This window comes from Pseudomonas rossensis (assembly GCF_039888995.1).
Classification (GTDB): domain Bacteria; phylum Pseudomonadota; class Gammaproteobacteria; order Pseudomonadales; family Pseudomonadaceae; genus Aquipseudomonas; species Aquipseudomonas rossensis.
Map to the genome: position 1 here is coordinate 1 of NZ_JBBWCB010000024.1, position 18,883 is coordinate 18,883.

The 18,883-nt window shown below is 59.2% G+C and carries 21 protein-coding genes, 1 pseudogene and 1 riboswitch; of the genes and pseudogenes, 11 read left to right on the plus strand and 11 right to left on the minus strand.

Annotated features, from left to right (window positions below; all coding sequences use genetic code 11):
* Positions 1–158 precede the first annotated feature (158 nt).
* On the plus strand, positions 159–1,061 hold the full coding sequence (locus WLY71_RS09170; RefSeq protein ID WP_347803317.1) for a TIGR01777 family oxidoreductase: 903 nt from the start codon (positions 159–161) through the stop codon (positions 1,059–1,061).
* Between the two features lie 13 nt (positions 1,062–1,074).
* Positions 1,075–2,100: a ferrochelatase gene (gene hemH, locus WLY71_RS09175; protein ID WP_347803318.1), complete on the plus strand. Its 1,026-nt coding sequence runs from the start codon at positions 1,075–1,077 to the stop codon at positions 2,098–2,100.
* Between the two features lie 129 nt (positions 2,101–2,229).
* Here hemH and WLY71_RS09180 read toward each other — a convergent pair whose 3' ends face one another.
* Positions 2,230–3,504, minus strand: coding sequence for a uracil-xanthine permease family protein (locus WLY71_RS09180; RefSeq protein ID WP_347803319.1), 1,275 nt, complete (start codon positions 3,502–3,504; stop codon positions 2,230–2,232).
* Positions 3,505–3,506: 2 nt separating this feature from the next.
* On the minus strand, positions 3,507–4,145 hold the full coding sequence (upp, locus tag WLY71_RS09185) for a uracil phosphoribosyltransferase (protein ID WP_131059473.1): 639 nt from the start codon (positions 4,143–4,145) through the stop codon (positions 3,507–3,509).
* Between the two features lie 163 nt (positions 4,146–4,308).
* Between upp and WLY71_RS09190 the strand changes: the two genes are divergently transcribed.
* The 3 genes from WLY71_RS09190 (at position 4,309) to WLY71_RS09200 (ending at position 5,867) form a co-directional block, all read left to right on the plus strand.
* Positions 4,309–4,866, plus strand: coding sequence for a hypoxanthine-guanine phosphoribosyltransferase (locus WLY71_RS09190; protein WP_347803320.1), 558 nt, complete (start codon positions 4,309–4,311; stop codon positions 4,864–4,866).
* 165 nt (positions 4,867–5,031) lie between these two features.
* Complete coding sequence (locus WLY71_RS09195) at positions 5,032–5,517, plus strand: hypothetical protein (protein ID WP_347803321.1); 486 nt, start codon at positions 5,032–5,034, stop codon at positions 5,515–5,517.
* A 62-nt stretch (positions 5,518–5,579) separates the two neighbouring features.
* Positions 5,580–5,867: a PA4642 family protein gene (locus WLY71_RS09200; RefSeq protein ID WP_008153397.1), complete on the plus strand. Its 288-nt coding sequence runs from the start codon at positions 5,580–5,582 to the stop codon at positions 5,865–5,867.
* 156 nt (positions 5,868–6,023) lie between these two features.
* Here the strand turns inward: WLY71_RS09200 and mqo are convergent, their stop codons facing one another.
* On the minus strand, positions 6,024–7,532 hold the full coding sequence (gene mqo, locus WLY71_RS09205; RefSeq protein ID WP_347803322.1) for a malate dehydrogenase (quinone): 1,509 nt from the start codon (positions 7,530–7,532) through the stop codon (positions 6,024–6,026).
* 739 nt (positions 7,533–8,271) lie between these two features.
* Positions 8,272–8,505 carry a hypothetical protein gene (locus WLY71_RS09210; protein WP_347803323.1) on the minus strand — a complete coding sequence of 78 codons (234 nt, stop codon included), beginning with the start codon at positions 8,503–8,505 and terminating at the stop codon, positions 8,272–8,274.
* A gap of 194 nt (positions 8,506–8,699) precedes the next feature.
* Between WLY71_RS09210 and WLY71_RS09215 the strand changes: the two genes are divergently transcribed.
* Positions 8,700–9,284, plus strand: a complete 585-nt coding sequence (locus WLY71_RS09215) for a YajG family lipoprotein (protein WP_033061281.1) — start codon at positions 8,700–8,702, stop codon at positions 9,282–9,284.
* Between the two features lie 51 nt (positions 9,285–9,335).
* On the opposite strand, the gene WLY71_RS09220 is transcribed toward WLY71_RS09215, so the two are convergent.
* A complete protein-coding gene (locus WLY71_RS09220) occupies positions 9,336–9,542 on the minus strand; it encodes a hypothetical protein (RefSeq protein WP_347803324.1) in 207 nt (68 codons plus the stop codon).
* 190 nt (positions 9,543–9,732) lie between these two features.
* Between WLY71_RS09220 and WLY71_RS09225 the strand changes: the two genes are divergently transcribed.
* A complete protein-coding gene (locus tag WLY71_RS09225; protein WP_347803325.1) occupies positions 9,733–10,017 on the plus strand; it encodes a hypothetical protein in 285 nt (94 codons plus the stop codon).
* Positions 10,018–10,143: 126 nt separating this feature from the next.
* On the opposite strand, the gene WLY71_RS09230 is transcribed toward WLY71_RS09225, so the two are convergent.
* On the minus strand, positions 10,144–11,307 hold the full coding sequence (locus WLY71_RS09230; protein ID WP_347803326.1) for a 1-acyl-sn-glycerol-3-phosphate acyltransferase: 1,164 nt from the start codon (positions 11,305–11,307) through the stop codon (positions 10,144–10,146).
* A gap of 142 nt (positions 11,308–11,449) precedes the next feature.
* Between WLY71_RS09230 and WLY71_RS09235 the strand changes: the two genes are divergently transcribed.
* The 3 genes from WLY71_RS09235 to WLY71_RS09245 are packed head-to-tail and all read left to right on the plus strand — an operon-like array spanning position 11,450 to position 12,564.
* Positions 11,450–11,632 (plus strand): CPXCG motif-containing cysteine-rich protein, encoded by a 183-nt coding sequence (locus tag WLY71_RS09235; RefSeq protein ID WP_008153387.1) that lies wholly within the window; start codon positions 11,450–11,452, stop codon positions 11,630–11,632.
* 12 nt (positions 11,633–11,644) lie between these two features.
* The gene (locus tag WLY71_RS09240) at positions 11,645–11,905 is read left to right on the plus strand and encodes a putative signal transducing protein (RefSeq protein WP_347803327.1); all 261 of its coding nucleotides are present in this window, start codon (positions 11,645–11,647) and stop codon (positions 11,903–11,905) included.
* Positions 11,906–11,940: 35 nt separating this feature from the next.
* Positions 11,941–12,564: an SOS response-associated peptidase gene (locus WLY71_RS09245; protein ID WP_347803328.1), complete on the plus strand. Its 624-nt coding sequence runs from the start codon at positions 11,941–11,943 to the stop codon at positions 12,562–12,564.
* Positions 12,565–12,670: 106 nt separating this feature from the next.
* Here the strand turns inward: WLY71_RS09245 and WLY71_RS31305 are convergent, their stop codons facing one another.
* Positions 12,671–13,513, minus strand: coding sequence for a methyl-accepting chemotaxis protein (locus tag WLY71_RS31305; protein WP_425589918.1), 843 nt, complete (start codon positions 13,511–13,513; stop codon positions 12,671–12,673).
* Positions 13,514–13,528: 15 nt separating this feature from the next.
* Positions 13,529–14,929, minus strand: a pseudogene (locus tag WLY71_RS31310) (methyl-accepting chemotaxis protein); the annotation flags it as partial.
* 156 nt (positions 14,930–15,085) lie between these two features.
* Here WLY71_RS31310 and WLY71_RS09255 point away from each other — a divergent pair.
* Positions 15,086–15,904, plus strand: a complete 819-nt coding sequence (locus WLY71_RS09255; protein WP_347803330.1) for a M48 family metallopeptidase — start codon at positions 15,086–15,088, stop codon at positions 15,902–15,904.
* 123 nt (positions 15,905–16,027) lie between these two features.
* Here the strand turns inward: WLY71_RS09255 and WLY71_RS09260 are convergent, their stop codons facing one another.
* The 3 genes from WLY71_RS09260 to WLY71_RS09270 form a co-directional block, all read right to left on the minus strand.
* Positions 16,028–16,612, minus strand: a complete 585-nt coding sequence (locus tag WLY71_RS09260) for a TMEM165/GDT1 family protein (RefSeq protein ID WP_102615272.1) — start codon at positions 16,610–16,612, stop codon at positions 16,028–16,030.
* Between the two features lie 88 nt (positions 16,613–16,700).
* Positions 16,701–16,825, minus strand: a riboswitch (yybP-ykoY riboswitch).
* Positions 16,826–16,874: 49 nt separating this feature from the next.
* Positions 16,875–17,873 carry a methyltransferase gene (locus WLY71_RS09265; protein ID WP_347803331.1) on the minus strand — a complete coding sequence of 333 codons (999 nt, stop codon included), beginning with the start codon at positions 17,871–17,873 and terminating at the stop codon, positions 16,875–16,877.
* Positions 17,874–17,907: 34 nt separating this feature from the next.
* Positions 17,908–18,873 (minus strand): 2-hydroxyacid dehydrogenase, encoded by a 966-nt coding sequence (locus WLY71_RS09270; protein WP_347803332.1) that lies wholly within the window; start codon positions 18,871–18,873, stop codon positions 17,908–17,910.
* Positions 18,874–18,883 lie beyond the last annotated feature (10 nt).

The window sequence follows — 18,883 nt, forward strand, 5'->3', positions numbered from 1 at the left end:
GTTTAAACCTGTACAATATTGTTTTTTGGTATAACTTTTAGCGTTCTCGTTCTGACAGCTTGGCCTATTGTTAATCACAGAGCCTGCCCGATACCAAAGATCCCTGCTTATAAAAATAGACTAGTGATCAGGGTAAAACGCTACGCGAGGAAGTAGTCATGCACATATTGCTGACCGGCGGTACTGGTTTGATAGGACGTCAACTCTGCCGCCTCTGGTTGAGTCAGGGTCATCGCCTGACGGTCTGGAGTCGCAAGCCTGAAAAAGTCGCGAAAATCTGCGGTGCCCAAGTGCGCGCAGTGGCCCGCCTCGAGGACATCGGCCAGGAGCCGGTGGATGCGATTATCAACCTCGCAGGTGCACCGATTGCCGACCGCCCCTGGACAACCAGACGCAAAGCGCTGTTGTGGAGCAGCCGCATCACCCTGACCGAAACCCTGCTGGCCTGGCTCGAAACCCGTGAACAAAAACCGCAGGTGTTGATTTCGGGGTCTGCGGTCGGTTGGTACGGTGACGGGGGCGAGCGGGAATTGACCGAGACGTCTCCACCGGTCATCGATGATTTCGCCAGCCAGTTGTGCATCGCCTGGGAAGAAACCGCCCAGCGTGCCGAAGGCTTGGGCATTCGCGTGATCTTCATTCGTACCGGGCTGGTGTTGTCGGCCGAGGGCGGCTTTTTGTCGCGGCTGTTGCTGCCGTTCAAAGTGGGGCTGGGCGGGCCTATCGGCAATGGCCGGCAGTGGATGCCGTGGATCCATATCAACGATCAAATCGCCCTGATTGATTTTCTTCTGCATCAGGAAGACACCAGTGGTCCTTATAATGCCTGCGCGCCCAAGCCGGTGCGCAACCGCGAATTTGCCAAGACGTTGGGCAGCGTGCTGCACCGCCCGACGTTCATGCCCATGCCGGCCCTGGCGTTAAAGGTGTGTCTGGGCGAGTTGTCATTGCTGTTGCTGGGTGGCCAGAAGGCCGTACCGGCTCGCTTGCTGGAAGCGGGTTTCACTTTCCAGTTCACTGATTTGCGCGCGGCTCTGGACGACCTTTCCAGCCGCCTTTGAAATAGGACGTTGCATGACCGATCACGCATTGCTTCTGGTCAATCTGGGCTCACCGGCCTCCACCTCGGTGGCGGATGTGCGCAGTTACCTCAACCAATTTCTGATGGACCCGTATGTGATCGACCTGCCATGGCCGGTGCGACGTTTGCTGGTGTCGCTGATCCTGTTCAAGCGCCCGGAGCAGTCTGCCCACGCCTACGCCTCGATCTGGTGGGAGGAGGGCTCGCCATTGGTGGTGCTCAGCCGTCGCCTGCAACAGGCCATGACTGCCCAGTGGACCCACGGCCCGGTGGAACTGGCGATGCGCTACGGTGAGCCGTCGATTGAGTCGAAATTGGTGCAGCTGGCCGCCCAGGGCCACAAAAAAATCACTCTCGCGCCGCTTTATCCACAGTTCGCTGACAGCACCGTGACGACGGTGATCGAAGAAGCCAAACGAGTGGTGCGCGAGAAGAAGCTCGACGTACAGTTCTCGATTCTCCAGCCGTTCTACGATCAGCCGGAATACCTCGATGCGTTGGTCGCCAGTGCCAAGCCTTATTTGGAGCAGGATCACGATCACCTGCTGCTGAGTTTTCACGGTTTGCCGGAAAGGCACCTGACCAAGCTCGATCCGACCGGGCAGCATTGCTTCAAGAATGAAGACTGCTGCAAGAGCGCTTCCCCCGAAGTGTTGGCCACCTGTTACCGCGCCCAGTGCCTGCGCACCGCGTTCGAGTTTGCTAAGCGCATGGGCTTGGCAGACGGCAAGTGGTCGGTGTCGTTCCAGTCGCGTCTGGGGCGAGCCAAATGGATCGAACCCTACACCGAAGCGCGCCTCGATGAGTTGGCTGGGATGGGTGTGAAGAAGGTGCTGGTAATGTGCCCGGCGTTCGTTGCCGATTGCATCGAGACACTGGAAGAGATCGGTGATCGTGGCAAAGAGCTGTTCCGCGAGGCGGGGGGAGAGGAGTTGGTGCTGGTGCCATGTCTTAACGACGATCCGCAGTGGGCGCGGGCGTTGAGCACCTTGTGTGAAAGGGCGCCGCTGGCGCTTTAAAAGCATCGCGAGCAAGCTCGCTCCCACATTTGATCTTCTGTGAACACACTTTTTGTGAGCAACATAGATCAATGTGGGAGCGAGCTTGCTCGCGATAGCTATCTAACTGGCAGCTAAGTCCTCAAGCCGTTACAACAACGACTCATTCGCCTTCTTGTGCTTCCAGCTGTCATTACCCGGCAGCAACAGGTTCAGCGCAATCGCCGTCACCGCGCACAGCGCAATGCCTTTAAGGCCGAAGTCGTCCGGCCCGGTGCCGGTGCCGACTAATACGCCGCCAATCCCGAACACCAGGGTCACCGAGACAATCACCAGATTGCGCGCTTCGCCCAGGTCGATCTTGTGGCGAATCAGCGTGTTCATGCCCACCGCCGCGATCGAACCGAACAACAGGCACAGAATCCCGCCCATCACCGGCACCGGAATGCTTTGCAGCAGCGCGCCGAACTTGCCGACGAACGCCAGGCTGATGGCGAATATCGCCGCCCAGGTCATGATCTTAGGGTTGTAGTTCTTGGTCAGCATCACCGCGCCCGTCACTTCGGCATAGGTGGTGTTGGGTGGACCGCCAAACAGGCCGGCTGCGGTGGTGGCAATGCCATCGCCGAGCAGGGTGCGGTGCAGGCCGGGTTTCTTCAGGTAATCGCGACCGGTCACGCTACCGACAGCGATCACGCCGCCGATGTGCTCGATGGCCGGGGCCAGGGCCACCGGAACGATGAACAGAATCGCCTGCCAGTTGAATTCCGGCGCGGTGAAGTGCGGGATCGCAAACCACGGTGCGGCGGCGATTTTCGCGGTATCAACGACGCCGAAGTAGAACGCCATCGCAAAACCCACCAGCACACCCGAGATGATTGGCACCAGGCGGAAAATGCCTTTACCGAACACCGCGACGATCAGGGTGGTCAGCAGCGCGGGCATCGAGATCAGCATTGCCGTCTGATAATGAATCAGTTCGGTGCCGTCGCCAGCCTTGCCCATCGCCATGTTGGCGGCGATTGGTGCCATGGCCAGGCCGATGGAGATGATCACCGGGCCAATCACCACTGGTGGCAGCAGACGGTCAATGAAACCGGTGCCTTTGATCTTCACCGCAAGGCCGAGGAAGGTGTAGACGAAACCGGCCGCCATCACGCCGCCCATGGTCGCCGCGAGACCGAATTGGCCCTTGGCGAGGATGATCGGGGTGATGAAGGCAAAACTCGATGCCAGGAATACCGGCACCTGACGCCCGGTGACGATCTGGAACAGAATCGTCCCCAGGCCGGCGGTGAACAGCGCCACGTTCGGGTCGAGACCGGTAATCAGCGGCATCAACACCAGGGCGCCGAAGGCCACGAACAGCATCTGCGCACCCGACAGCACCGTGCGCCAGAGCGGATCGTTGAACTCATCCTGCATGCTCAAGCGTCCTTCTGCTTGGTGCCGAAGATCTTGTCGCCGGCATCGCCCAGGCCTGGGATGATGTAACCGTGTTCATTGAGTTTCTCGTCAATGGAAGCGGTGTAGATCATCACGTCCGGGTGAGCTTTCCCTACAGCAGCGATGCCTTCAGGGGCCGCCACCAGCACCATCGCGCGGATGTCCCGGCAACCGGCCTTTTTCAGCAGGTCGATGGTCGCGACCATGGAGCTGCCGGTGGCGAGCATCGGGTCGATGATCATCGCCAGGCGTTCGTTGATTTCCGGAACGAGTTTTTCCAGGTAGGTGTGGGCCTGCAAGGTTTGCTCGTTGCGGGCCACACCGACGGCGCTGACTTTGGCGCCCGGGATCAGGCTCAGCACGCCTTCGAGCATGCCGATGCCGGCGCGCAGGATCGGTACTACAGTAATTTTCTTGCCGGCGATTTTCTCGACCGACACAGTGCCGCACCAACCTTCGATATCGTAGGATTCCAGCGGCAGGTCTTTGGTGGCTTCATAGGTCAGCAGGGCACCGACTTCTTGAGCGAGCTCACGGAAATTCTTCGTGCTGATGTCGGCGCGACGCATAAGGCCGAGTTTATGACGGATCAGCGGATGGCGGATCTCGAGGATGGGCATGGGAAAGGCTCCGGCGGCGGGCAAAAAAACCGGCCTAGATTAATCTATCCGAGGGTGTTGTCCTATAGACATACAGTACGTTAGTCCACAAACGCTTGATCTGGCCTCGCTTGATGCGTACCTTTGCCCGCTTTTCCCGAATCCGTCACCCCTGGAGAGCGCCATGTCTGCTGATCTCGAGCATATCCGTCAAATCATGCGAGAGGCTGACTGCCTGTACACCGAAGCTGAAGTCGAGGCGGCCATCGCCCGCGTCGGTGCACACATCAACGACCAGCTGGCTGAAAGCAATCCGGTGGTGTTCTGCGTGATGAATGGCGGGCTGATTTTCTCCGGCAAGCTGCTGACCTATCTGAACTTCCCGCTGGAAGCGTCCTACCTGCACGCCACCCGTTATCGCAACGAAACCAGCGGCGGCGATCTGTTCTGGAAAGCCAAGCCGGAAGTCTCATTCCTCGACCGCGACGTGCTGATCATCGACGACATCCTCGATGAAGGTCACACCCTGGGCGCGATCATCGACTATTGCAAACACGCCGGCGCCCGCGCTGTGCATACCGCTGTGCTGATCGACAAGGACCACGATCGCAAGGCTCGCCCGGACCTGAAAGCCGATTTCGTCGGCCTGCCATGCATCGACCGTTACATCTTCGGTTACGGCATGGACTACAAAGGCTACTGGCGTAACGCCAACGGGATTTTTGCTGTTAAAGGCATGTAAGACCGCAGCGCCCCAAAAGATCGCAGCCTGCGGCAGCTCCTACATGATCGAATTCACCCGTAGATTATCGGGTGTATCCGGTTCTCTGTAGGAGCTGCCGAAGGCTGCGATCTTTTGCTTTTAAACCCATGCTAGAGTGCTCGGCCTCGCCCTCCGGAGCCTGTCATGAGCCTTTTGATCCGCAGCTGCGCCGCCCTGTTGCTGACCGTCAGCCTGCCTCTGGCTGCCGCCCCGGCACCGATGCACGCGCAGTTCCTGCCCCCCGATGACCTGACCCTGCGTGACGCGGAGCCCGAGCAGCAACAGCTGTTGCAGGTCACCGAGTACTCGGTGGTGGTCGGCAGTCAACGCCAGTCCAACCAGCAGCCGATTCCGGTGACCTCACCCTTGCTGATCCGTCTCAAGGGCAAATCCTTGAACAAGGGCGCGACCATCAACCAGGTGCTGGTCAATTTCGATGGCGAAAGCAAAAGCCTGAAAAAGCCGATCTACGACGACAAAAGCAAAACCCTGACGCTGTTTTACCCGATGGCCCAGTACCGGGTGGTGATCGACTTGTTACGCAATGACACGGTGTATTGCCAGTTCCTCAGCTATGCCAACGGCCATGTCTGGGCCGATCTGCACACCGGCAGCGTTCGTCCGCGTTGAGCCCGGTGGCAAGGGAGGGGTAAACTGCCCGCCCGTGAAATGTCTGCGAGCTGGAGTCGGCAATGCGTAAAGATAAGAAGCAAGTGATTGGTGACGAGATCGGCGATGAGCAGATCAAGCTGTTCCTCGATTTCGAACCGGTCGACGCCACGTCGCCGTCGCTGCACAAACTGATCAAGGCCTATCGCGGCCTGCGCATCGATGACTTCGGGCGATTTCTGACGTTCTTCGTCGAAGCCGGTCTGGATCTGGACGGCAAGGATGAGCACGGCAATGACTTCGTCGCCCTGATCAAGGATCAGCGCAACGCGGCCGAGTACATCGAACTGATCGAAAAGGCTCGCGGTTAAGATCAACAGATCGCAGCCTCGCTGCGCTCGACAGCTCCTACAAATGGTTCGCTTGCACCTGTAGGAGCTGTCGAGCGTAGCGAGGCTGCGATCTTTTAAAGGCACAAAAAAACGCCCCGCTCTCAATGAGAACGGGGCGTTTTTTATGCGGCCGAATCAAGCGTAGCTTTCGGTCTCGTTGCTGGCTTCAACCAGTTCCAGCGCGACGTTGTTCTGCACATTGATCTTGCGATACAGCGCAGCGTCGGTTTCCAGAACCTTTTCCCGAGCCGGGAAGATTTCCGCGAGCTTGGCAGCCCATTCACCAGAAGTTTTGTTCGGGAAGCATTTCTCGATCAGTTCAAGCATGATCGAAACAGTCACCGACGCACCTGGCGAAGCGCCGAGCAGGGCAGCAAGAGTCCCGTCCTTGGCCGCGACCAGTTCGGTACCGAACTGCAGAACGCCGCCCTTTTTCGGGTCTTTCTTGATGATCTGCACGCGTTGGCCGGCCACTTCCAGGCGCCAGTCTTCGGCTTTCGCTTCAGGGTAGAAGCGACGCAGCGAGTCCAGACGCTGTTCCATCGACTGCATCACTTCGCTGACCAGGTACTTGGTCAGGTCCATGTTGTTTTTGGCCACAGCCAGCATCGGGCCGATGTTGCCGGCGCGAACCGACATCGGCAGGTCCATGAAGGAGCCGTGCTTGAGGAACTTGGTGGTGAAACCGGCGTAAGGTCCGAACAACAGGGACTTCTTGCCATCGACGACGCGGGTGTCCAGGTGCGGCACCGACATCGGTGGCGACCCCACGGCCGCCTGGCTGTAAACCTTGGCCTGGTGGTGTTTGACCACTTCGGGGTTGTCGCAACGCAGCCACTGGCCACTGATCGGGAAGCCGCCGAAGCCTTTGCTTTCTTCGATGCCCGAAGCTTGCAGCAGCGGCAGTGCCGCGCCGCCAGCACCGAGGAACACGAATTTCGCGTCGACGTCACGGGAGTTACCGCTGTTGACGTCCTTGATGCTGACGGTCCAGCCGTTGCCGTTACGCTTGAGGCCGGTCACGCGCTTGCAGTACTTGACCTGGGCATCGGGTGCGCAGGTCAGGTGCTTGAGCAGTTGATTGGTCAGGGCGCCGAAGTTGACGTCGGTGCCGTTCATGACGCGGGTGGCGGCGACGACTTCGTCGGCCGGCCGGCCAGGCATCATCAGCGGCATCCACTCGGCCATGGTGGCCTTGTCTTCGGTGTATTCCATGTCCGAGAAGGCGTGGTGCTTGCTCAGCGTCTTGAAGCGTTCCTTGAGGAAGGAAACGCCATCGTCGCTCTGGACGAAGCTCAGGTGCGGCACCGGGCTGATGAACGTCTTGCACGAGCCGAAGGTGCTTTTCTTGGTCAGGTAGGACCAGAACTGCTTCGACACCTCGAACTGGGTGTTGATGTGCACGGCTTTCTTGATGTCGACGGTGCCGTCGGCGGCCTGCGGCGTGTAGTTGAGCTCACACAGCCCGGCGTGACCGGTACCGGCGTTGTTCCACGGGTTCGAACTCTCCGCGGCACCGGAATCCATCAGCTCGACGACTTCCAGCTTGATCGCGGGGTCGAGCTCTTTGAGCAGTACAGCGAGGGTGGCACTCATGATGCCGGCCCCAACCAGTACTACGTCGACTGCTTCGTTATGCGCCATTTAACGCGTCTCCAAAATCTGCAGCACCAAATTGTCGGCATGGCTGCCAGGCGTTCAGGGGCGTGTCAGTGATGCCCCAGGTACCCATGGCAGTATCGCCATGTCCGAATCTTCGCAATTTTTCGCAACTTCGACGGACGCTACCGGCCGGGTCTAAAAGAGTTACATGAACTCACTTCAACGCGCGGCTGGCAATTCGACTTATGGTCGATACATCCGTTTGTGCAACCAAATCCGTAGAGGACAGGCTTCAGGCTCCGGTGTTCGAGGCGTACTCGGTCCTGTGTCGTTGGGCTGTTTCAGACGCTAATGGTGCATATTCAGACGCAAAACTATTCATTTGCTCGCCACACTCTTGTGAAGTTGTGAAAACCCGTTTTTTTCACGCTCTTTTGAAGACGTGAACCTCAAAAAAGGGCTGCCCCAGCCTGGCACCGTGCCCGGATGGATTGCCGCCATGGGATACATGACAGGCAAAACGGGCAAACAGCTCAGTGACCGAGCGTAATGACAGCTCTGCAGATTCGCGAAAAGTGGGGGTTTTGCTCAAGGAACAGCAAGCGCGCCAGCTTCACTCGATCTGTGTGGGCGGCTCTCTGTGGGCGGTGCGGGGTGTCAATACAAGCGCATTGACGATGCTGCGAGGCCCGATCAGGAGACGTCCTTATAATCGGGGGGAGATTGTAGCGAAGAAACGCAGGGAAATGGTCGTGTTTAATGACTTTTATTAGGTGTTCGGTCAGGTGGTCAACAGTTGCTGAGCCCGCGCACGTGGCTGGCGCTGGCTGACACGGGCGCTAGGGGGCAGGGGGTGGTGCAACCAGTTGAGACGGATTTCTTCGATTTCGACCCAGCCGTCGCCCATCGGCTGGAGGCTGCACTGTTTGAATGCCTGGCAGTGGCCGTTGCGGTCGAGCAGGGCGAAGCAGCGATGCAAAGGACGTGGAGCGAACAGCGAGATGAGATATCGCATGGCGAAGTACCGTGTGGGGTGACTGCTGTAAAGGTTGCCAGCGAGCCGTGACGTGCACGTGTATGGGGGGTGACAGATGTGTGACAGGAACCGCGGTGTCAGAGATTTCAGTATTCACTGTGAGGTGCTAGTTACCCGCAGTGGCGCACCGCTATACTGCGGGCCTGTTTGTGCCTGATTCTGGAGAGAAGAGCATGTTGCAACGCCTGTTGTTCGGTTTGATCACTGTGACCAGTTTGACGCTGGTCGGCTGCGCCCACAGCCCGCAACAACTGAATCCGGAACCCAAGCTGACGACTCAGCTGGCACCGGTCGGCCATGGTCAGCCGGTGGTGGTGCGAGTGGTGGATGGTCGTCCGTCGCCGACCCTGGGCACCCGTGGTGGCCTGTACCCTGAGACCAGCGCGATTACCGTGCAGGGCGCGCAGATTCTGCCGAAGTTGCAGGCTCAGGCTGAGGCGGCCGTGCGGTTGCTGGGCTTTACCCCAACCTCCAATGCGCTGAACGCTCCGCAGTTGACCGTGACCCTGGCGGAGCTGAAGTATCAGTCGCCTAAAGAAGGCATGTATGTGACTGAGGCCACCATTGGCGCGACCTTCCGCTCCGATGTACAGAATGCCAATCGTCGTTACAGCGGTCGTTATGGTGCGTCCCTGGATCAGCGTTTTGGTATGGCGCCGAATCAGGAAACCAATACCAAGCTGGTCAGCGATGTGCTGAGCGATGCGTTGACGCGTCTGTTCAAGGATCCGACGATTGGTCAGATTCTCGGCGAATAAACGTTCGCTGAATTCAAAAAAGCCCGGTGCCAGCAATGGTCCCGGGCTTTTTCATGCTGCCTCGGAGTAAAAATCCAGAACACTCACGCCCGTCAGCAAATCCGTCTCCGGCAAATCCGCATGTTGATGCCCACCCAATGCGCAATACACCAGCCAGTGGCGGTCCTGAACGTTGAAGGCGAGGCTGCCAACGAGGTTTTGTTGTTCGTCGCTTTGGGCAACGAGGTAGAGGCGATCCTGGTTTTCGGCGTGCAACATGACGGTTTCCGTGTCGGTTTCGAGGGGCGCCAGACTGGCGTATTCAGATGACGGCGCCGTGACACAGGACAGGAATCGGTCAAATGGTTCGTTATTTGTCGGATAGCAAGGGCAGGTGGCGAGGCTTTCGGTAGAATCCGCGCCGCGGTCGTCGGTTCGGCGTCTGCCACCTGTTTTGCTGAGGTTCGTGATGTCGTTGCATTTGATTTCGCTGTTTACCAACCATCCCGCCAAGTTGATCAACCTGTTGGCCTTGTTGTTTGCCTTTCCGGGCGGCTGGTTGCTGCATGCCACACGTCGCCGCGAACAGCGCGCGCTGGCCATTCTCGAAGCGCAAAGCCAGAGCCGTCGTATCGATGAACCGACGTTGATGCTGGACGGCGCGACCTTGCGCATGAACCGGTTTTTCTATCGATTCGGTTTTGCCTGCCTGGGGTTGGCGCTGCTGGTGTCGTGGATCAGTACTCGGGTTTGAATCGCTAAAAAGCAAAAGATCGCAGCCTCGTTCCACTCGACAGCTCCTACAGGGGATAGCGTTCGCCCTGTAGGAGCTGTCGAGTGGAACGAGGCTGCGATCTTTTGATCTTGCTTCAAAAAAACCTTACAGCGGCAAACCTGCTTTCACACGGTACTGATTGCGCACCGGCGTCGCGTATTGCAGGACCATGAACGGACGATGCTCCTCAGGGCACGCGTCCAGACGCTGTTGCCATTGCTCCTGAGCCTTGGCCAGTTCGTCTGCCGCAAACACCTCAGCGGCTTTCGGCACCTGCAATTGCGGGTCAACGTCTTTCCACTGGGCGTAGGCCAGGTAGTGCACCGGGAACAGGCGATAGCCGCCAAGGATCTGCCGGTCCATCTCGATCGCCAATTGCTTGGTGTCATCGAACAACTCGGTGATCGGCGAGGCGAAGTTCACATGCACGCGGCCCTTGTAGCCGGTGATGCCCTTGGCAATGCTCACATCGTCCTCGCCCGGCACTTTGGTGTAGCTGCCGGTGGTGGCGCGGATGAACAGTTCGCGAGCCTTGGCTTGATCGCACGGGTCGTATTCGTAGCTGATCGACACCGGGGTGAGGTTCAACGACTGAATGACTTCGCCGAACGGCTCGTCCTTGCGGCTCATGTGGAACATCTTGAGGATGGCCGACTCGGTGCGGTCGTCGCCGTCCTTGGCCCGGCCTTCGGCCTGGGCGATCCAGATCGAGGCGCAATCGTTGCGGATCGAGTGGTTGATGTAGGCCGACAGCAACTGATACGCCGCCATCTTCTCGCGTCGACCGCTGATCGAACGGTGCACGATAAAGCTCTTGTTCAGACGCATCAGATCGCTGACGAAGGGCTTTTGCAGCAGGTTGTCGCCGATCGCGATGCGCGGTGTCGGCAGTCCGGCGTGGTACACGGCGTAGTTGACGAAGGCCGGGTCCATCACGATGTCGCGGTGGTTGGCGATGAACAGATAGGCGCTGCCGGACTTGAACTGCTCGACGCCGGTGTACGTCACACCGTCCGTGGCTCGCTCGATGGTGTGGTCGACGTACATCTCTACTTTATCCTGCAACGTGGCCACCGACGTAACGCCGGCGAACTCACGGCGCAGCCGATGAGCTATAAGAGGTTTGAGCGCCCAGCCGAAAGCACCGGCAAAGCGCGGGAAGCGGAAGTGGATGAGGATGTCTAGAAACGCCTTGTCGCCGAGCAGCCTGTCCAGCACCGCAGGGACTTCGCTATCGTCGTACGGTCGGATGGCATCGAATTCGCCCATCATGCTCTCTTGTTAGAAACGGCTAGGGTAAGTAAAGGTTTTGATCGAAAACCAACGGGGCACGGTCTGAAAAGTTAGCCAGACAAAAATAGCCCTGCAAATAGACCGGCGATTATACGCACAAGTCACCTGGGAGACCGCGATGCTGGAAACCGAGCGCTACGAATGTCCGTATTGTGGTGAAGAGGCTGAGGCCGTTCTGGACTTGTCCGGAGGCGATCAGACCTATATCGAAGACTGTCCGGTGTGTTGTCGCCCCATCACGTTTGTTCTGCAGACTGACGGTCAGGAATGGTTGCTCGAAGTTCATAGCGAAAACGAATGAAAGGGGCACCCCATGCAGCGAATCTACGAGCCGGAAAACCTCATGGAAGGTGAGTTGCTGCAAAGCATGTTGGCCAGTGAGGGCATCGAGGCCCATTTGGTGGGGCGCGATTTGCTCGGTGGCACCGGCGAATTGCCGATCTTTGGCCTGCTGGGCCTGTCAGTCGATAACGACGAGGCCGAGTACGCCCGGGAGCTGATCGCCGCGTACAAATCCGCGCTGCCACTGCCCGGCGATGAACCGGAAAGTTTTCCCGGCACGCTGGTCTGTTAGGCTGGTGTTCGTTTTATCAAGAGTCGTGTTGCCCCATGTGTGGACGTTATGCCCTGTTTCGCTGGAACCCCGCCTTCGCGGCCCTGCCTGGCTTCCCCGCCGATCAGCAGGCCCAGTGGAATATTTCTCCCAACGATTCGGTGTTGATGCTGCGCGAGGGTGTTGACGGCCAGCGCGAGTTGGCCCGCGCGCGTTGGGGTTTGACGCCGCCATGGCTGACCGATTTGTCCCGCACGCCAGCCCATGCCCGGGCCGAGACCGTTGCTGAACAACCGATGTTTCGCCAGGCCCTGCGCGAACGCCGTTGCCTGCTGCCGGCCAACGGTTTTTACGAATGGCGCGGCACGACCCGCAAGCGTCCGTATTGGCTGACACCGGGGGAGGGCTCGACGCTGTTCTTTGCGGCGATTTGGGAAGCGTATCCGGTGCAGGAGCAGGTGTGGCTGAGCACGGCGGTGATCACGCAACCGGCGGCGAGTCAGCGTCGGCCGTTGATTCTCGATGCGGCGGGGCAGGAGGCGTGGCTCAATCCAGAGACTCCGTTGCATGCGTTGCAGGCGTTACTCGCCAGTGAACCCGCGGCGTTGCGCGAGCGAGTGCTGGCGAATCTGGTGAATGATCCGAAGCTGAATGGGCCGGAGTGTTTGACGCCGGGTTGAGTGGCGCCATCGAAAAGATCGCAGCCTTCGGCAGCTCCTACGTAGGGCGATGTACACCCTGTAGGAGCTGCCGAAGGCTGCGATCTTTTGATCTTGTTCTTAAACGCTAAACCTTGAACTGATTGATCAACCACCGCTGCTGCTCTGCCAACTTGGTCAGATCCGCACTCGCCACACTCGACTCATCCGCTCCGCCCGCCACTTCATTGGCCACTTGCCCGATGTTGATCACGTTACGGTTGATGTCGTCAGCCACCGCACTCTGTTCCTCGGCCGCACTGGCAATCTGGGTGTTCATGTCGTTGATCACCGACACCGCCTGCGTAATCGTCTCCAGTGCCTCGGCCGCTTTCGCCGCATGCTGCACGCTTTCATCGGTGCGGCTCTGACTGTCCTCCATCACCCGCACCACATCGCGCGTGCCTTGTTGCAGTTGCTGAATCATGGTCTGAATTTCTTCAGTGGCTTTCTGGGTTTTCTGCGCCAGGTTGCGCACTTCATCGGCCACCACCGCAAAACCACGTCCCTGTTCGCCGGCTCGTGCCGCTTCGATGGCGGCGTTCAAGGCCAGCAAATTGGTTTGTTCCGCGATCCCGCGAATGGCGGTGAGGATGGCGTTGATGTTCTCGCTGTCCTTGGCCAGGGTCTGTACCACGCTGACGGCCTTGCCGATTTCCACCGCCAGTACACCGATCGAGTTCGACGTATCGCGCACGATTTGCATGCCTTGCGCTGCTGCCTGATCCGCATGGCTGGCAGCTTGCGCAGCCTGGGTCGCGTTGCGCGCCACGTCCTGGGCGGTGGCAGTCATTTCATGCACCGCCGTGGCGACTTGATCAATCTCGGCCATTTGCTTGTGCACGCCGATGTTGGTGCGGATGGCGATGTCGGCGGTGTGTTCCGACGAATCACTGACGCTCTGCACCGAAGTCACCACCTGGGTGATCATCACCTGCAACTTGGCCAGGAATGTGTTGAAGCCTTTGGCGATCGAGCCCAGTTCGTCGGCGCGGTCGCTGGTCAGGCGTCGAGTCAGGTCACCTTCGCCCTGAGCGATGTCGTCGAGCATGGCAACCATCTGCTTCAGCGGCCGGGCAATGCCGTGGCCCACCAGCCAGATCACCAGCAAGCCGATACCGGCAATCAACAAGCCGACCATGGCCATGCCGAAGGTGTCGGACTTGCGCTGGGCGTCCAGATCGCCCTGAAGCTTTTGCAGGTCGGCCATTACCGCGTTCAGTGGCAGTTGCAGCATGAGGGTCCAGCGAGCGTCGGTCTGACCGATGCCAAACGGCAGGTACAACTCGATCCGGCCCTGGGCTTTGTCGACGGTGTAGGTGACTTCGCCGCGCTTGAGATTGGCCATATTGGCGATCTGCTGGCTGTCGAGGATGTCGCTGACCTTCTCGCCGAATTTACTCGGGTCCTTGGTGTAGGCAACGATCCGGCTGTTGCCGCCGATCAGGGCCATTTCACCAGCGCCGCTGTACAACTTCTGATTCGCGCCGAGGAGCATTTCCTGGATGAAGTTCACCGAGAGGTCGGCGCCGACGATGCCCTGGAAGGCCCCGTTGAGCATGATCGGTTCTATAAAGGAGGCGAGCATGACGATCTTGTCGCCGACCTTGTAGGGCGCCGGATCGATCACACAGGACTTTTTGGTTTCTTTCGAGCACAGGTAGTACTCGCTGGCGCGCACGCCGGTGGACAGGGTTTTCTGGTCGTCGACGTCCACCAGTTTGTCCAGGCCAAGGCTGCCGTCTTCGTTGCGGAACCACCACGGTAGAAAGCGACCGTTGCTGGCGTCGATGCCAACCACCTGGGTGTCGACGTAGGCCGCGTCGTTGTGATCGAGGGCGTTTTTTTCCCAGCCGATGTAGGTGCCAAGAATTTTCGGGTTTTTGGTGACGTTTTCCTTGATCAGGCTGATCAACTGCTCACGGCTCAGGCTCAGCTGTGGCTGACCATCGGCGCCCGGTGTGCCGATCAATGCGTTGACTCGCACCAGTCCGCCGGCAATCAGCAGCGGCGCTTCGAGCTCGCGCTGGATCTGGCTGACCTGGGTTTGCGCCAGTGACGTCAGGCGTTGTTCGATGACTTGCTCGAATTGTGCCTGGGTCCGCTGCTGGACCATGTCTTGTGTCCGTGCGCCGGAAAACAGCGCGTACAGCACCAGGGCTGCCACGACACTAAGAACGATGGCGCCAGCGAGGGCCGCCACGGAAAACTGGATCGACTTGAATTTCATGGGTGCTCCGCACGCAAGAGGACGTCTGCGGTGCTGTATCGGCAGGGGGGTCGATGGCCATGAGCGGAGGTTGGCGAATTGGCTGTTTTGGAGGGTTTGATGTCGCAAACGAATCATTGCGGGCCGTTATCGACCGCGGTGGGCACCGTTATGTGAATTTTTTCCTACGTCCATGAGATCTTTGTCTGAAATGTGCGTCTACACCTCTGTTGTATCTGGCGTCGATACAATTCCACGCCTAGGATACACGGCATGTTTTAAGGGAGTTTTTTGATGAGCAAGACATTGGTTGTGTGTGCACTGAGCGCAGGTCTGCTGCTCGCCGGTTGTCAGTCGGTCAATACCACCAGCGGTGGCGCGGTGGGCGTTGAGCGCAAACAGTACATGTTCAGCATGCTGTCGACCGATCAGGTCAATCAGATGTACGCCCAGTCTTATCAAAAGACTGTCGGCGAGGCGAACACCAAAGGCGTGCTGGACAAGACCAGTAACGAGGCCAAACGCGTCCAGGCGATTGCCGACCGGCTGATTGCCCAGGCGCCGATTTTCCGTCCGGATTCGGCCCAGTGGAAATGGGAAGTCAACCTGATCAAGAGCGACGAACTCAACGCCAACTGCGGGCCTGGCGGCAAGATCATTTTCTACACCGGCCTGATCGACAGCCTGAAACTGACCGACGATGAAATCGCCGCGATCATGGGCCACGAAATCGCCCACGCCCTGCGCGAGCATGGTCGTGAAGCGATGTCCAAGGCTTACGGCATCGAAATGGCCAAGCAGGGCGCCGGTGCCTTGTTCGGCCTGGGTCAGGGCAGCCTGGCGCTGGCGGACACCGTGGCCAACTACGGCATGACCTTACCCAACAGTCGCTCCAATGAAAACGAGGCGGACCTGATCGGCCTGGAACTGGCCGCTCGCGCCGGTTACAACCCGAACGCCGCGATCACCCTATGGAACAAGATGACCAAGGCCTCGGAAGGTTCGCCACCGGAGTTCATGAGTACTCACCCGGCGTCGTCGAGTCGTATTGCTTCTTTGCAGGCGGCGATCCCGAAAGTCATGCCGCTGTACGAGAAAGCCAAAAAGTCCTGATAGTCATACGGTGCTGCCACTGACGCCTTCGCGAGCAGGCTCGCCCCCACATTGGAACGCGATCATCTGTGGGAGCGAGCCTGCTCGCGAAGAACGATGGCGCGGAGTCACTGACTTACCGCGTCAAACCCAACCACTGCTCTGCATCGCCTTGTACACCGCGACAATGGCGAGGATGAAGAACGCCGACGCCGCCAGGCGACGTATCAGGGTGAGCGGCAATTTATCCGCGGCAAAGTTACCCGCCAAAACCACCGGCACGTTGGCAATCAACATCCCGACGGTGGTGCCGATAATCACCAGCCACAGTTCCGGGTATTGCGCAGCGAGCATCACCGTGGCGACTTGAGTCTTGTCGCCCATCTCCGCAAGGAAAAACGCGATCAGCGTGGTCAGGAACGGCCCGAACTTGCGGGCGGTGCTGGCTTCGTCGTCATCCATCTTGTCCGGCACCAGGGTCCACAATGCGGTCGCGGTGAAGCTCGCGGCGAGGATCCAGTGCAGCGTCGCATTCGAGAAGAAACTACCGACCCAGGCACCTACCGCGCCGGCGGCCGCGTGGTTGGCCAGGGTTGCAGCGACGATACCGGCGATGATCGGCCAGGGTTTACGAAAGCGAGCGGCGAGAATGAGCGCGAGCAGTTGCGTCTTGTCGCCGATTTCGGCCAAGGCAACGATTGCGGTGGGAACGAGAAGTGAATCCAGCATCAGGGTTTTCCTAAGGGGCGGGTCGACACGGCTATGACACGTACAGCCTTCCCGCCCCGGGTAAGGTGTTCGTGTCATAGGTCTTGTCAAACCCTGCGATCCGTCTGATGCGGACGCTTGGGTCGCATACGCCATGGTCTGTTGACCAAGTATGTTGACGTATGCCGGACGAGCATGGCGCTCGTGGGAGACTACTCCCCTAGGACGGAGCGGATTCTGCCTAGGCAAATCCGATTGGGCAAGCCTCTTTTTTAAAGAGGTTCTAGCCGCGTTTGGCTCGGTAGATCCTGAAACCCTGTCCTTCAGCCTTGATCGCACATACGCCCAGATGCTCTTCGATCAGCGGTTGGTACTTGAGGAAGCTGTTCGCCACCAAGCGCAGTTCGCCACCGTTTTTCAGATGTTTAGCTGCTTTTCGCAGCAAGTTCTCGGTAGCGAAGTAATCGGTGTGTACGCCGACATGGAACGGTGGGTTGCTCAGAATTGCACTCAAGCCCATCGGTGCTGCGTCGATACCGTCACCGGTAATCACGTCAGCTTCCAGACCGTTGGCAGCCAATGTCAGGCGACTGCTGGCAGCCGCAAACGCATCCACATCAAGCAAGGTGACCTGGTTGTGTGGATAACGACGTTTCACCGCTGCTCCCAACACACCGGCGCCGCAACCGAAGTCCAGCAAATGGCCGCTCGGCAATTTGTCCAGATGCTCCAGCAACAGCGCGCTGCCGCGATCCAGCCGACCGTGGCTGAACACGCCCGGCAGGCTGATGACTTTTAGCGGACCTTCGGCCAGCGGCAACTCATAAGTCTGGGCCAGGCTTTCCAGCGACTTGGCTTGCGGCGCAGTGGCCACGGTCACCTGCCACAGCTGGCAATGCCGCGCGCTGTCGAGCTTGCGCGGTTTGCCGAAGGGAATCAGTTGCTTGGCCGCGCCTTCGATGCCGCTGCGTTTTTCACCCACCAGATACAGTTCACGACCGGCCAGTCTGGAGGCGAGGGCGTTGAGGATGTAGTCGGTCAGGTCTTTGGACTTGGGCAGAAACACCACGGCGGTGTCGAACGCGCGCTCCGTTACAGTCACACCGAAATGGCTGCGCTCGGCGAAGCGGGCATCCAGCGCTGCTTGATCGCCGGCATGCCAGCACCAGCCATGAGCGTCGGGCAGACGGCCCAGCAGGTCATCGGCGGGCAAACCGGCCAGCAGCACCGAACCCTGGAATAACTCGGCCTGACGAAGCAGTACTTCACTGCGCGGATCCATACTCTGCTCCTGTGAAAAAAAGTGCCGCAGTCTATCAACTGACGACCCGCAGCGCTTTACCACTGAAGTAACCCTGAGCGTTTTCGGTCAACTGGCCCACGATTCGCTGGCGTGCCTCGCGACTGCCCCAAGCGTTGTGCGGAGTGACAATCAACCGTGGAATGTCTTGGGCCAGCAGCGGATTGCCGGCGGTCGGTGGCTCGACGCTCAACACGTCGGTGGCCGCGCCACCCAGGTGGCCGTTGCGCAAGGCATTGGCCAGGGCCTGTTCGTCGATCAGGCCGCCGCGTGCGGTGTTGACCACGAACGCACCGGGTTTCATCGAGGCCAGCTCACGGGCTCCGATGAAGTGGCGGGTGTGTTCGTTGAGCGGACAGTGCAGGGTCAGCGCGTCGATCTGCGGCAGCAGCTCATCCAGTGGCAAACGATCCGGCCGGGCAGGGCGCCCGGGAATCTGACCGAGCAGTACACGCATGCCAAAGGCTTCGGCCAGTCGTGCGACCGCGCCGCCCAGTTCGCCGTGACCGAGCAGGCCGAGGGTTTTGCCTTCCAGTTCGACAATCGGGTAATCCAGCAGGCAGAACTGTTTCGCCTGCTGCCAGCGACCTTCGCCGACAGCCTTTTGATAATCGGCCAGGCGCGTTGCCAGATTGAGCAGCAACATGATCGTGTGCTGCGCCACCGACGGCGTGCCGTAACCCTGGCAGTTGCAGACGGTAATCCCGTGGGCGCGGGCAGCCGCGAGGTCAACGTTGTTGGTGCCGGTGGCCGTGATCAGGATCAGTTTCAGCTCGGGGCTGGCAGCGATGGCGGCGGCGTCGATCAGGATTTTGTTGCTGATGGCAACGGTGGCGCCCTTGAGGCGTGCGATCACCTGGTCCGGCGTGGTCTGGGCGAAAAGCTGTAAGTCGCTGAAACACTCTTGCAGCGGGCTGAGGTCGAGGTCGCCCAGGTCCAGGGACGGATGGTCGAGGAAAACGGCGCGGTGAGTGTTCGTCATCAACTGTACC

Excerpts from the sequence above, each read along its gene's own strand:
- WLY71_RS09265 (WP_347803331.1), bottom strand. The coding sequence starts at position 17,873 with ATGGATCCGCGCAGTGAAGTACTGCTTCGTCAGGCCGAGTTATTCCAG.
- WLY71_RS09190 (WP_347803320.1), top strand. The coding sequence starts at position 4,309 with ATGTCTGCTGATCTCGAGCATATCCGTCAAATCATGCGAGAGGCTGAC.
- WLY71_RS09235 (WP_008153387.1), top strand. The coding sequence starts at position 11,450 with ATGCTGGAAACCGAGCGCTACGAATGTCCGTATTGTGGTGAAGAGGCT.
- WLY71_RS09230 (WP_347803326.1), bottom strand. The coding sequence starts at position 11,307 with ATGGGCGAATTCGATGCCATCCGACCGTACGACGATAGCGAAGTCCCT.
- WLY71_RS09180 (WP_347803319.1), bottom strand. The coding sequence starts at position 3,504 with ATGCAGGATGAGTTCAACGATCCGCTCTGGCGCACGGTGCTGTCGGGT.
- WLY71_RS09210 (WP_347803323.1), bottom strand. The coding sequence starts at position 8,505 with ATGCGATATCTCATCTCGCTGTTCGCTCCACGTCCTTTGCATCGCTGC.
- WLY71_RS09220 (WP_347803324.1), bottom strand. The coding sequence starts at position 9,542 with ATGTTGCACGCCGAAAACCAGGATCGCCTCTACCTCGTTGCCCAAAGC.
- WLY71_RS09270 (WP_347803332.1), bottom strand. The coding sequence starts at position 18,873 with ATGACGAACACTCACCGCGCCGTTTTCCTCGACCATCCGTCCCTGGAC.
- WLY71_RS09240 (WP_347803327.1), top strand. The coding sequence starts at position 11,645 with ATGCAGCGAATCTACGAGCCGGAAAACCTCATGGAAGGTGAGTTGCTG.
- hemH (WP_347803318.1), top strand. The coding sequence starts at position 1,075 with ATGACCGATCACGCATTGCTTCTGGTCAATCTGGGCTCACCGGCCTCC.
- upp (WP_131059473.1), bottom strand. The coding sequence starts at position 4,145 with ATGCCCATCCTCGAGATCCGCCATCCGCTGATCCGTCATAAACTCGGC.
- WLY71_RS09225 (WP_347803325.1), top strand. The coding sequence starts at position 9,733 with ATGTCGTTGCATTTGATTTCGCTGTTTACCAACCATCCCGCCAAGTTG.
- WLY71_RS09255 (WP_347803330.1), top strand. The coding sequence starts at position 15,086 with ATGAGCAAGACATTGGTTGTGTGTGCACTGAGCGCAGGTCTGCTGCTC.
- WLY71_RS09260 (WP_102615272.1), bottom strand. The coding sequence starts at position 16,612 with ATGCTGGATTCACTTCTCGTTCCCACCGCAATCGTTGCCTTGGCCGAA.
- WLY71_RS09200 (WP_008153397.1), top strand. The coding sequence starts at position 5,580 with ATGCGTAAAGATAAGAAGCAAGTGATTGGTGACGAGATCGGCGATGAG.
- WLY71_RS31305 (WP_425589918.1), bottom strand. The coding sequence starts at position 13,513 with ATGATCACCCAGGTGGTGACTTCGGTGCAGAGCGTCAGTGATTCGTCG.
- WLY71_RS09195 (WP_347803321.1), top strand. The coding sequence starts at position 5,032 with ATGAGCCTTTTGATCCGCAGCTGCGCCGCCCTGTTGCTGACCGTCAGC.
- mqo (WP_347803322.1), bottom strand. The coding sequence starts at position 7,532 with ATGGCGCATAACGAAGCAGTCGACGTAGTACTGGTTGGGGCCGGCATC.
- WLY71_RS09215 (WP_033061281.1), top strand. The coding sequence starts at position 8,700 with ATGTTGCAACGCCTGTTGTTCGGTTTGATCACTGTGACCAGTTTGACG.
- WLY71_RS09245 (WP_347803328.1), top strand. The coding sequence starts at position 11,941 with ATGTGTGGACGTTATGCCCTGTTTCGCTGGAACCCCGCCTTCGCGGCC.
- WLY71_RS09170 (WP_347803317.1), top strand. The coding sequence starts at position 159 with ATGCACATATTGCTGACCGGCGGTACTGGTTTGATAGGACGTCAACTC.